At 69.5% G+C, this 11,882-nt stretch carries 12 protein-coding genes; 7 read left to right on the forward strand and 5 right to left on the reverse strand.

Annotation, left to right across the window (positions count from 1 at the left end):
* Positions 1-42: 42 nt before the first annotated feature.
* Genes rhaI through ITJ43_RS08615 form a run of 3 tightly spaced genes read left to right on the forward strand, consistent with a single transcriptional unit; the run spans position 43 to position 4,677 of the window.
* Positions 43-1,209, forward strand: coding sequence for an L-rhamnose isomerase (gene rhaI / locus ITJ43_RS08605; RefSeq protein WP_194583429.1), 1,167 nt, complete (start codon positions 43-45; stop codon positions 1,207-1,209).
* Between the two features lies 1 nt (position 1,210).
* Positions 1,211-3,265, forward strand: a complete 2,055-nt coding sequence (locus ITJ43_RS08610; protein ID WP_194583430.1) for a bifunctional aldolase/short-chain dehydrogenase — start codon at positions 1,211-1,213, stop codon at positions 3,263-3,265.
* Positions 3,262-4,677 carry a rhamnulokinase gene (locus ITJ43_RS08615; RefSeq protein WP_194583431.1) on the forward strand — a complete coding sequence of 472 codons (1,416 nt, stop codon included), beginning with the start codon at positions 3,262-3,264 and terminating at the stop codon, positions 4,675-4,677. Before ITJ43_RS08610 ends, ITJ43_RS08615 begins: the two co-directional genes overlap by 4 nt.
* Before the next feature lies 1 nt (position 4,678).
* On the opposite strand, the gene ITJ43_RS08620 is transcribed toward ITJ43_RS08615, so the two are convergent.
* Positions 4,679-5,260, reverse strand: a complete 582-nt coding sequence (locus tag ITJ43_RS08620) for a DUF1349 domain-containing protein (RefSeq protein ID WP_194583432.1) — start codon at positions 5,258-5,260, stop codon at positions 4,679-4,681.
* Positions 5,257-7,326, reverse strand: a complete 2,070-nt coding sequence (locus ITJ43_RS08625) for a beta-galactosidase (protein WP_194583433.1) — start codon at positions 7,324-7,326, stop codon at positions 5,257-5,259. The genes ITJ43_RS08620 and ITJ43_RS08625 overlap by 4 nt, the downstream gene beginning before the upstream one ends.
* A gap of 70 nt (positions 7,327-7,396) precedes the next feature.
* Between ITJ43_RS08625 and ITJ43_RS08630 the strand changes: the two genes are divergently transcribed.
* The gene (locus ITJ43_RS08630; protein ID WP_194583434.1) at positions 7,397-8,029 is read left to right on the forward strand and encodes a TetR/AcrR family transcriptional regulator; all 633 of its coding nucleotides are present in this window, start codon (positions 7,397-7,399) and stop codon (positions 8,027-8,029) included.
* Between the two features lie 46 nt (positions 8,030-8,075).
* Positions 8,076-8,429, forward strand: a complete 354-nt coding sequence (locus ITJ43_RS08635) for a protein-L-isoaspartate carboxylmethyltransferase (protein ID WP_194583435.1) — start codon at positions 8,076-8,078, stop codon at positions 8,427-8,429.
* Between the two features lie 3 nt (positions 8,430-8,432).
* Here ITJ43_RS08635 and ITJ43_RS08640 read toward each other — a convergent pair whose 3' ends face one another.
* Both ITJ43_RS08640 and ITJ43_RS08645 read right to left on the reverse strand, forming a co-directional pair.
* On the reverse strand, positions 8,433-8,774 hold the full coding sequence (locus ITJ43_RS08640; protein ID WP_194583436.1) for a peptide ABC transporter permease: 342 nt from the start codon (positions 8,772-8,774) through the stop codon (positions 8,433-8,435).
* A complete protein-coding gene (locus ITJ43_RS08645; protein ID WP_228495621.1) occupies positions 8,771-9,100 on the reverse strand; it encodes an RNA polymerase subunit sigma in 330 nt (109 codons plus the stop codon). Before ITJ43_RS08645 ends, ITJ43_RS08640 begins: the two co-directional genes overlap by 4 nt.
* Positions 9,101-9,227: 127 nt before the next feature.
* Here ITJ43_RS08645 and ITJ43_RS08650 point away from each other — a divergent pair, with 127 nt between their 5' ends.
* Entirely contained in the window at positions 9,228-9,716 is a 489-nt protein-coding gene (locus tag ITJ43_RS08650) for a MarR family winged helix-turn-helix transcriptional regulator (RefSeq protein ID WP_323741173.1), read from the forward strand.
* Here ITJ43_RS08650 and ITJ43_RS08655 read toward each other — a convergent pair.
* Positions 9,701-10,192: a MarR family winged helix-turn-helix transcriptional regulator gene (locus ITJ43_RS08655; protein WP_194583438.1), complete on the reverse strand. Its 492-nt coding sequence runs from the start codon at positions 10,190-10,192 to the stop codon at positions 9,701-9,703. The genes ITJ43_RS08650 and ITJ43_RS08655 overlap by 16 nt on opposite strands.
* A gap of 74 nt (positions 10,193-10,266) precedes the next feature.
* Between ITJ43_RS08655 and ITJ43_RS08660 the strand changes: the two genes are divergently transcribed.
* Positions 10,267-11,880 (forward strand): carboxyl transferase domain-containing protein, encoded by a 1,614-nt coding sequence (locus tag ITJ43_RS08660; protein ID WP_194583439.1) that lies wholly within the window; start codon positions 10,267-10,269, stop codon positions 11,878-11,880.
* The last annotated feature ends 2 nt before the right edge of the window (positions 11,881-11,882 follow it).

Raw genomic sequence — 11,882 nt, forward strand, 5'->3', positions numbered from 1 at the left:
TCGATTCACTGCACACCTCGCCTGATCCGCCGGAGACGACCGATGTCAACGCTCACCGCCGAGCACCTTTCCACCCTTGCCGCCCAGGCGATCGAACTGCCCTCCTGGGCCTTCGGCAACTCGGGCACGCGCTTCCGGGTCTTTTCCACGGCGGGCACCCCGCGCGATCCGTTCGAGAAGATCGCGGATGCCGCGCAGGTGCACCGCCACACCGCCCTCGCGCCCAGCGTCGCCCTGCACATCCCTTGGGACGCTGTTGACGACTACGACACGCTTCGCCGCCACGCCGACGACCACGGTGTGCGCCTCGGCACCATCAACTCGAACACGTTCCAGGACGAGGACTACAAGTTCGGCGCCCTCACCCACCACGACGAGAAGATCCGCCAGAAGGCGATCGATCATCACCTCGCGTGCATCGACATCATGGATGCCACCGGCTCGCGCGACCTGAAGATCTGGCTCGCCGAGGGTTCGAACTACCCGGGTCAGAACGACATGCGCTCCCGTCAGGACCGGTTGCACGATTCTCTCCAGGAGATCTACACGCGCCTGGGCGATGACCAGCGCCTCGTGCTCGAGTACAAGTTCTTCGAGCCGGCGTTCTACCACACCGATGTTCCCGACTGGGGGACCTCCTACGTGCAGGTGGCCGCGCTCGGCAAGAAGGCGATGGTCTGCCTCGACACCGGCCACCACGCCCCCGGCACCAACATCGAGTTCATCGTCATGCAGCTGCTGCGACTCGGACGGCTGGGCTCCTTCGACTTCAACAGCCGGTTCTACGCCGACGACGACCTCATCGTCGGGGCGGCGGACCCCTTCCAGCTGTTCCGGATCCTCGTGGAGGTGATCCGCGGGGGCGGGCTCAACAGCCCCGACGTCGCGTTCATGCTCGACCAGTGCCACAACATCGAAGACAAGATCCCCGGCCAGATCCGCTCGGTGCTCAACGTGCAGGAGATGACGGCGCGAGCTCTCCTGCTCGACCGCGACGCTCTCGCCGCCGCACAGGCGGCGAACGACGTGCTGGCGGCGAACGCCATCCTGATGGACGCGTTCCAGACCGATGTGCGGCCGCTGCTGGCCGCATGGCGTGAGGAGCGGGGACTACCGGCTGATCCGATGGCGGCGTATGCGGCATCCGGCTACGCGGAGCGCATCGCGTCAGAGCGCGTCGGCGGCATGCAGGCGGGATGGGGTGCCTGAGATGACGAACCCGACCGAGTCGACGAACAACGCCGTCACCGACCTCATCGCTCGCAGCAACCGCCTGGGCGCAGACCCCAAGAACACGAACTACGCCGGCGGCAACACATCGGCCACGGGCACCGACATCGACCCGGTGACCGGCAGCCCCGTCGACCTGCTGTGGGTCAAGGGCTCCGGCGGCGATCTCGGCACGCTCACCGCGGAGGGGCTCGCGGTGCTGCGCCTCGACCGGGTGCGCGCCCTCGTCGACGTCTACCCCGGAGTCGACCGCGAAGACGAGATGGTCGCCGCGTTCGACTACTGCCTGCACGGTCGCGGAGGGGCCGCGCCGTCGATCGACACCGCGATGCACGCGCTGGTGGATGCCGCACACGTCGACCACCTGCATCCCGACAGCGGTATCGCCATCGCCACTGCCGCGGACGGTCCCGCCCTCACGCGGGCGATCTTCGGCGACCGCGTCGTGTGGGTGCCGTGGCGACGCCCCGGTTTCCAGCTGGGACTCGACATCGCTGCCGTCAAGGCAGAGAACCCGCAGGCGATCGGCACGATCCTCGGCGGCCACGGCATCACCGCATGGGGCGAGACAAGCGACGAAGCCGAGCGCAACTCCTCCTGGATCATCGACACGGCTGCCGCCTATCTCACCGAGAACGGCGACCCCGCCCCCTTCGGGGGCGTTCGGCCCGGCTTCGAGGCGCTCCCCGAGGCGGAGCGTCGCGCCCGCGCTGCGGCGCTCGCGCCCACGATCCGCGGACTCGTCTCGAGTGATCGCCCGATGCTCGGCCACGTCACCGACAGCGCCGTGGTGCTCGAGTTCCTGGCATCCGAGAAGGCCCCGGCCCTGGCCGCCCTCGGCACCAGCTGCCCGGACCACTTCCTGCGCACCAAGGTCAAGCCGCTCCTGCTGGATCTGCCCGCCACGGCATCCCTCGACCAGCAGCTGACGCGTCTGCATGAGCTCGTCGCCGCCTACCGCGACGACTACCGCGCCTACTATGACGCGCATGCCACAGCCGACAACCCGGCGATGCGCGGCGCGGACCCGCTGATCGTGCTCGTTCCCGGCGTCGGCATGTTCTCGTACGGTGCGAACATGCAGACGGCCCGCGTGGCGGGCGAGTTCTACGTCAACGCCATCAACGTCATGCGCGGCGCCGAGTCGGTCTCCACGTACACCCCGATCTCGGATGCCGAGAAGTTCCGCATCGAGTACTGGGCGCTCGAAGAGGCGAAGCTGCAGCGCATGCCGAAGCCCAAGAGCCACCAGGGCCGCATCGCCCTGGTCACGGGCGCGGCCAGCGGCATCGGCAAGGCCACCGCCGCACGCCTCGCCGCGGACGGCGCGTGCGTGGTGATCGCCGACCTCGACCTCGAGAAGGCGCAGGCCGCCGCGGCAGAACTGGGGGGTCGCGACGTCGCGATCGGGGTGGCGGCGAACGTCGCCGACCCGGCCGCCGTGCAGGCCGCGGTAGATGCCGCGGTGCTCGCCTTCGGCGGCCTCGACCTGGTCGTCAACAACGCGGGGCTCTCGCTGTCCAAGCCCTTGCTGGAGACCACGGAAGCCGACTGGGACCTGCAGCACGACGTGATGGCGAAGGGGTCGTTCCTCGTCTCGAAGGCCGCGGCATCCGTCCTCATCACCCAGAAGATGGGCGGCGACATCGTCTACATCTCGTCGAAGAACGGCGTGTTCGCCGGGCCGAACAACATCGCGTACTCGGCGACGAAGGCCGACCAGGCCCACCAGGTGCGCCTCCTGGCTGTCGAGCTCGGCGCTCACGGCGTGCGCGTCAACGGCATCAATCCCGACGGCGTCGTACGCGGTTCGGGCATCTTCGCCTCCGGGTGGGGTGCCAACCGCGCCGCGACCTACGGAGTCAAGGAGGAGGAGCTCGGCCAGTACTACGCGAACCGCACGATCCTCGGCCGCGAGGTCGTGCCAGAGAACGTCGCGGATGCCGTCGCGGTGCTCACCGGTCCCGAGCTCAGCCGCACGACGGGCCTGCACATCCCGGTCGACTCCGGCGTCGCCGCCGCGTTCCTGCGATGACGCAGACCCGTGCGGTCGCGGCGATCGACCTCGGGGCCACCAGCGGGCGCGTCGTGGTCGGGCGCGTTGGCGACGGCGTGCTCGAGACCGAGACGGTCGCACGGTTCGCCAACGATCCGGTCCGTCTCGGCGACGGGCTGCACTGGGATGTCACAGGGCTCTACGCCGCCGTCCTGCGCGGGCTGCGGGAGGCGTTCCGCGCCGAGCCGCGGCTGGCGAGCATCGGGGTGGATTCGTGGGCCGTCGACTACGGGTTGCTGCGCGAGGGGCAGCTGCTCGGCGTCCCCTTCCACTACCGCGATGAGCGAACGGCGCGCGGCGTGGTGGCGGTAGAGCGGACCATCGGGCGGGCAGATCTGTTCGCGCGCAACGGGCTGCAGTTCCTCCCCTTCACGACCGCGCATCAACTGGCCGCCGAACCGCCCGGTGTCCTCGCACTCGCCGACACGCTCCTGCTCATGCCCGACCTCCTCGCCTTCTGGCTCACCGGCATCCGACGCGCCGAGCTCACCAACGCATCGACGACGGGACTCCTCGACGCGCGCACCCGCACCTGGGACGACGGACTCGTCTCGGCGATCGGCGTGCCCCGGACGCTGCTGCCTGCGCTGATCTCTCCCGGCGAGCGCATCGGCGACCTCCTCCCCCACGTCCGGGCGGCCGTCGGCGGTTCGGCCCCGGTCGTGGCTGTGGGTTCGCACGACACGGCATCCGCCGTCGTCGCCGTCCCCATGCACGCAGATGCCGCCGCCTACATCTCCTGCGGGACATGGGGACTCGTCGGGGTGGAGGTCGCCCAGCCCGTCCTCTCCCCCGAGGTGAGCGCGGCGAACGTGACCAACGAGGGCGGCGTCGATGGCCGGGTGCGCCTGCTGCACAACGTGATGGGGCTGTGGATTCTCACCGAGACCATCCGCGGGTGGTCTCGCCGCGGCGAGGACGCCGACCTCGGTGCGCTGCTCGCCGCGGCGGCGGAGGTTCCGGCGTCCGCTGTCCCCGTCTTCGACGTCGACGACGCGCGCTTCCTGACGCCGGGCGACATGCCGGCGCGCATCGACGCGTGGTGCGACGAGCACGGCCTCGCTTCGCCGAAGACGCGCCCCGCCTACGTCCGCGCGATCATCGAGTCGCTCGCCCAGGCCTTCGCGGACGCCGTGTCCACGACCTCCCGGCTGGGCCGCGTCGACGTGCGCACCGTGCACCTGGTCGGCGGCGGTGCACTGAACGAGCTGCTCTGTCAGCGCACCGCCGATCGGACGGGCATGCCGGTCGTCGCCGGGCCGGTGGAGGCGACAGCGCTCGGCAACGTGCTCGTGCAGGCGCGCGCCGCCGGCATGATCAGCGGCGCGCTGGAAGAGCTGCGCGACCTCGTCGCACGCACCCACACCCTGCGGCGCTACGAGCCGCGTTAGCTCAGTGCAGCGAGGCGTCCGCGTCGGTGCGCAGCCATTCGGTGAAGACGACCTCGAGCCCCGCGCGCGTCGGAGCGCACACCATCGGTCCTGCCTGAGCAGTGGCGCCGCCGGCGAACGGGGCCACCCGCACCAGACGCAGGCTTTCACCGTCGACGCCGGCGCGAACCGTCAGAGCATCGGCGCCGCGACTGACCCGCACGCGCAGACGTCGACCCGCCCACTCGGGCACGGCGCCCACCGACCAGTCCGACATGATGTCGGTGACGACCGCGCCCACGCCGAGCACGCCGTCGGCGTTCTCGACGCCCGCCTTCATCCACCGCTCGTCGTCGACCCGGACGAACAGCCCCGCCTGGTCGAACTGCGCGGTGAAGTCGGCGTCGAAGACGACCTCCATCGCTTCGCCCACGGCGAGCGGTGCGAGCAGCGCGTGCTCCGTGTCGTGGATGAACCCGTAGGCGGTGCGGCGCCAGGCGTCGCTGCCCTCCAGGGCGGTCACGACCAACGCTCCGCCCCGCTCAGCCACCGCTGCCGGCGGCGTCGTCCACGTGCCCTCGCTCCAGTCGATGCGCGTGCTCATGCGCCCAGCCTCCCCTGCCCGCTGCGGACAGCGACCGGCGCACCTGCCGCGTCCGACGCCGCAAGAGTGAACACTTCGACACCCCGCGGCGCGACACGGCGCGCCCCGGCGGCGGCGTCGTCGAGCGCCACCTCGTCGTCGGTGCGGTTGATGAGGAACACGTGGCGGCTCTCGCCGTCGGCGCGGACGATCACTTCGAGTCGCCCGTCCGCCGCGAGGACGTCGCCGGCCAGCGCGTCGACATCGCCCGAAAGGCGCTCCAGCACGCCCCGGGCGCCCTCGCGACCGAGGTCGCCGGAGACGTAGGTGGCCGATCCTGCTCCGGCGCGGCGACGGGTCACGGCCGGCATCCCGGCCAGATCGCCCGTCGTGTAGGTGTCGAGCACCTCGACGTCGTCGCCGACGCGACTGATGCGCTCGCTCCAGGCAGTGGCGACAGCGCCCGACGCGAGCCGCGCCGTCTCGTCGGGAAGAAGCGGCACGAACTCCTCGACGGTCACGCCCAGCACGTCGCGCAGCGCCCCCGGATATCCGCCGAGCCACACGCGGTCGTGCTCGTCGACGACGCCGGAGAAGTAGGTGGTCACGAGGTGCCGCCCCGTGCGCACGACGTTCTCCAGCCGGGTGCGCAGCGCATCGGGCATGACGTGGAGCATCGGAGCGACGACCACGTCGTAGTCGTCGAACGACGCCGAGACCGGCACGACGTCGGCGCGGACGCCGAGGTCGAGGAGGGCGCGATACCAGGCAAGGGCCTCGTCGTCGTAGCGGATGGCGTCGGTGGGGTGCGAATCGCGCCCGCTCACCCACCACGATTCGTAGTCGAACACGACGGCGACCCGCGCGCGCTCGCGATGCGATCCGACGACGGGCGAGAGCTCCTGCAGTCGGGCGCCGAGGGCGACGACATCGCGGAACACACGGCTGTGCTCGCCGGCGTGCGGGACCATGCCGGAGTGGTAGCGCTCGCCACCGGCGCGCGACTGGCGCCATTGGAAGAAGCACACGGCATCCGCACCGTGCCCGACGTGCGTGAGCGCGTCGCGCAGCAGCACCCCCGGCCGCTTCGGCGGGTTCACCTCGCGCCAGTTGATCGCGCTCGGCGCGTGCTCCATCAGGAACCACGGGCGTCCCTCGGCGATGTTGCCGGTGAGGTTGGCCCAGAACGAGAGGTCATCGCGACCGACCTCGCCGGGGCGCAGGTAGTGGTCGTTCGAGACGAAGTCGACATCGCCGGCCCACGAGGGGTAGTCGATGTCGCGCACGTTCTGGGCGACCATGAAATTCGTCGTGAAGGGGATATCGGGCGTGATCTCGGTGAGCACCGCCGCCTCGGCCCGCAGGTGGTCGCGCACCGCATCGGAGGAGAACCGCTCGAAGTCGAGGCGCTGCCCGGGGTTGCGGTGCGTCGGCGCCGTCCGAGGCGGGAGGATCTGATCCCACTCGGTGTAGTGCTGAGACCAGAACGCAGTCCCCCATGCGTCGTTGAGCGTGTCGAGTGTGCCGTAGCGCTCCCGCAACCATCCGCGGAAGGCGCGTGCGGCGTCGTCGGAGTAGTCGTAGATGTTGTGGCAGCCGAGCTCGTTCGAGATGTGCCACGCGATGACCGCCGGATGATCGCCGTATCGCTCGGCGAGGGCGCGGACGAGTCGCAGCGCGTGCTCGCGGAAGATCGGCGATGTGGGGCGCCAGTGCTGCCGGGCGCCCGGCCAGAGCACGGTGCCGTCTTCGGTCTGCGGCAGGATCTCGGGATGCCGCTGTGAAAGCCACGCCGGCGGCGATGCCGTCGCGGTGGCCAGGTCGACGTCGATGCCGTTCTCGTGCAGGAGGTCGATCACGTCGTCGAGCCAGGTGAAGTCGAACTCACCGGGGCGCGGCTCGAGCAGCGCCCACGAGAAGATCGCGAGTGAGACGACGTTGACGCCCGCCTCGCGCATGAGTCGCATGTCCTCGGCCCACACGTCGCGCGACCACTGCTCCGGGTTGTAGTCGGCGCCGTACCGCATACGTCCAGCGCCCAGCGCTCCGTCTCGAACCCACCGGTAGTCGCGCATCTGTGTTGCCATGTCGAGCATCCTATCCCCAATGTCGTGCAGGTGCACGGTTTATTGGCCGGGAGCGGGTACGCTCTGGTCCATGGCTTCTCCGTCTCCCGCGCGCCGCGGCCCGTACGCGAAGACGGCCGAACGCAGGGCCGAGATCATCACCTCCGCCACCGCCATCTTCAGCGCGCACGGCTACCGGGGCGGGTCACTGCGGCAGATCGCCGCGCAGTTGGGGCTGAGTCTCACCACTGTGATGCACCATTTCCCCACCAAGGTGTCCCTTCTCGCCGCCGTTCTGGAACAGGAGGATGCGGCCGACGCCGGCTTCGCCGACCGCGCACGTCGCGATGGCGTGGTGCCCACCATCGTCGGAGTCGTGCGCCGAAACCTCGGCCGCCGCGAACTCGTGCGCATGTTCTCGATCGTCTCGGCCGAGGCGACCTACCCGGGACACGAAGCGCATGAGTGGCTCCAACACCGCTACGCCACCGTCACCGCCGACTACGCCGCCCTCATCGCCCACGACCGCGCGCTCGGGCGCATCCACCCCGAAAGCGACGACGACACCGCGCTGGCCGGACTCATCATCACCGGATGGGAGGGCAGTCAGATCCGCTGGCTCGCCGACGACACCGATCCCGTCGCCGCGATGCATCTGCTGCTGACCACGCTGCTGCGTCCGTCGCCACCGGAGGGCGCCGGAGCTCGTGACAGCACGGCATAATGTACGGAGCGCCTCGAGGCGCTGCGTAGCTCTGGAACGAGGCCCCATGCCCTACCGCAATCAAGAGACGGTCGAAGCATGGGTGCGTGACTACCTCGCCGACAATCCGTCCACCGCCGGCGCGGTCACCGTTCTGGAGAAGAACTTCACTCCGGGACCCGATTCCGGCCTCGTGGTCGTCGCTCTGAGCGACGCCTCCACGGTGACCTACATCCAGCCGGTCGAAAACGAAAGCGGCGCCCGCTGGAGCGTCACCTTCGAGGCGCGCGCCGACAGTTTCGAGTTGGATGCCGACGGTGTCGCCCGACTGGCCGCCGACCTCGCCGTCGTCGCCAACCTCTGCGGATTCCTCCAGAAGCGCACCGACCTCGCTCTCGTGGAGATCGGCACCGCGTCCTGAGGCTCACACGATCGGTGTGGTCAACACCGCGGTCGCGAGCACGCCCAGCGCGACGGCGCCGGTGAGGGTCGCCGCGGTCTGCCACATCGCCTCAGCGCGGGGCGAGTGCGGCGGCGCGTCCAGGACAGGGCGCTTGCCGTGCGCAGCCCCGACCGACCGCTGGGCCTCGGCCAGGGTCGCGTAACGACCGACGGGGGTCGATCGGAAGTCGAAGCCGACGAAGTGGCCGTCGGGGGTGGATTCGACGCACCCGACGTAGTCGCCCGCACGAGAGGCCACGGAGAAGCCGTCGCTCACATTCGCCCACGTCACCCGCGTCGTCGAGGCAGTAGCGAGGATGCTCACGCCACCGCCGCCAGTTCCGTTCGCGCCGGAGCAGCCTCGACGGCGCGTTCCAGCACCACGCCCGCCGAGGACGCGGCAGCCTGCGCCAGCTCGTTGACCCGGGCGGGGTCCAGGCGCAGGGGCTCGACCGCGTCGAACTCGAAGCGCAGCGCAATGGCGCAGTGCACCCACAGCGCGCTGCGCCCGCGCGACGGCGAGGTCAGCGTCAGGCTGAACCCCTCCGAACGACGGAGCTTCGTCATTGCGACCATGCGCAGATGAGCGAGCTCGACGTCGTCGACGATGAACGGCTCCGTGCTGCTGCCGTAGTACAGACGCCCCATCATGACTCCCCTCGATCGATTACCGGAAAGGTTATTCCGTGGATAAGTAGTTAGTCAAGCGAGCTAGTTCTTGAGCTATATTGATAGTGAGAAAACAGGTCGCGAACAGAGTCTCTGGGAGGTGGGTGCCGTGACAAGCACGAGCGCATCCGGCACGACCGATGTCCTGAGCGCGCTCGAACGGTTCCGCGCAGCCGACACTCAGATGCATCAGCGGGTGCGCGCCAATGCCGCACTCGGCGAGAATGAACTGCGCATCCTCCAGTACGTGCTCGCCTGCGAGCGTCAGGGGCTCGACGTGAAGCCGAGCGAGATCTCGCGCCACCTCGGCATCAGTTCGGCATCGACCACGGCGCTGCTCGACCGCCTCGAACGCTTGGGCAGCGTGCAGCGGGTGAGCCATCCCACCGATCGACGCAGCATCCTGATCGCACCGACCGAGCGGGCCGCGACCGAGGTCGCCACCCTGGTGGACGCATTCGAAGACCGTGTCGCGTCCGCGATAGACGAACTGACTCCCGAAGGACGCGCGGCCGTGCTGCACTTCCTCGACGCCGCGACCGACGCCGCCGATGAGATCGCCGGCTCCGCGGTCGCGCGCGACTACGCGTCGATGTGATCCACGGCGATGCGCATCGCGTCGAGGAATCGGATCACGGTGTCGCGCTGCTCGGTGTCCATCTCGCGCACCACGGCCATCATCCGATCGTGCATGCCCGACAGAGTCTGGCGCACTTCTCGGTCTGAATGCTCGCTCGAGCTGATCAGCACGCTGCGTCGGTCGGCCGGATTCGGCGCCCGCGTGATGTGCCCCGACCGCTCGAGCCGGTCAAGCAGCGCGGTGGTGGAGGCCGAGGTGATGCCGAGGTAGCGGCTGAGCGTCACCGGGGTGACGGCGTCGCCGCGCAACCGCGCGCGGGCGAGGAAGCGCAGCACGAGCAACTCGTTCTCGCCCATATCCATGGACTGCTGCGTCCGCCGCCGCATCGCGACCTCCGCCGCACGGTAGGAGCGCAGGGCTTCCATGACCGACGTCGAGCGCGCGTCTTCGTCGACGTACCAGTAGGACGACGGCTGGTCGGGCATCGTGGTCATCGCAACATTCTGCCGCACCGCACACGGATCACCACCGCTGCGAGCGACGGTGGACAACGGAGTTCTCGGCCGCTATGGTCCTCATTGGGTTACTGATTGATAACCGAAATGAGGATGCCGTGTCGACGACGACCACGGATGGATATCGCGACCTCGTCGCGGAGCTGCGGGCGAAGCGGGAGACCGCCGCGCAGGGCGGACCCGAGGCGTCGCGGCGACGTCATACCGACCGCGGTAAGCTCCTCGCCCGCGATCGGATCGATCTGCTGCTCGATCGCGGCAGCCCTTTCCTCGAGCTCGCCCCCCTCGCCGCCGCCGGACTGTACGACGGCGAGGCGCCGTCGGCGGGCGTCGTCGCCGGCATCGGACTGGTGCACGGGCGCCACGTGATGGTCGTCGCCAATGACGCGACCGTCAAGGGAGGCACCTACTTCCCGCTCACGGTCAAGAAGCACCTGCGCGCGCAAGAGGTCGCCAGCGAGAACCGTCTGCCATGCATCTATCTCGTCGACTCCGGCGGCGCGTACCTGCCGATGCAGGACGAGGTGTTTCCCGACCGCGACCACTTCGGCCGCATCTTCTACAACCAGGCACGGATGTCGCGCGACGGCATCGCGCAGATCGCGGCGGTGATGGGATCGTCCACCGCCGGCGGCGCCTACGTGCCGGCGATGAGCGACCAGAGCGTCATCGTCCGCGATCAGGGCACGATCTTCCTCGGCGGCCCTCCCCTCGTGAAGGCGGCGACGGGCGAAGTCGTCAGCGCTGAAGAGCTGGGCGGTGGCGTCACCCATTCCCGCATCTCGGGGGTGACCGATCACCTCGCCGCCGACGATGCGCACGCCCTGCGCATCGTCCGCGAGATCATCGCGACGGTACCCGAACCCGCCCCGCTGCCGTACCGCCTCGCGCGCGCCGATCCCCCGCTGCACGATCCGGACTCGCTCTACGACGTCGTCCCGGTCGACCTGACGACTCCCTACGACGCCCGCGAGATCGTCGTCCGCCTCGTCGATGGCAGCGTTTTCAGCGAGTTCAAGAAGGAGTACGGCGAGACGCTCGTCACCGGCTTCGCTCACATCCACGGCCACCCCGTCGGCATCGTCGCGAACAACGGCGTGCTCTTCGCCGAGTCGGCGCAGAAGGGAGCGCACTTCATCGAGCTGTGCGATCAGCGCGGCATCCCCCTGCTGTTCTTGCAGAACATCACCGGCTTCATGGTGGGCCGCGAGTACGAGCACGGCGGCATCGCGAAGCACGGCGCGAAGATGGTCACCGCAGTCGCCTGCGCGCGGGTACCGAAACTCACCGTGGTGGTCGGCGGCTCGTTCGGCGCCGGCACCTACTCGATGTGCGGTCGCGCCTACTCGCCGCGCTTCCTGTGGACGTGGCCGACAGCGCGCATCTCGGTGATGGGCGGTCCGCAGGCGGCATCCGTCCTGTCCACCGTGCGCGGCGAGCAGCTGAGTGCCGCGGGCACCGCCTGGACCGAGGAGGAGAGGGCGGTGTTCGAAGCACCGATCCGGGCACAGTACGAGGCCCAGGGAAATCCCTATTACTCCACGGCACGCCTGTGGGACGACGGCATTCTCGAGCCGGCCCAGACGCGCGATGTGCTGGGACTCGCGCTCGATGTCGTGTCCCGCGCCCCGATGCCCGACGCCGGCTACGGCGTCTTCCGGATGTGACC

This window comes from Microbacterium sp. VKM Ac-2870, assembly GCF_015350795.1.
Taxonomy (GTDB): domain Bacteria; phylum Actinomycetota; class Actinomycetes; order Actinomycetales; family Microbacteriaceae; genus Microbacterium.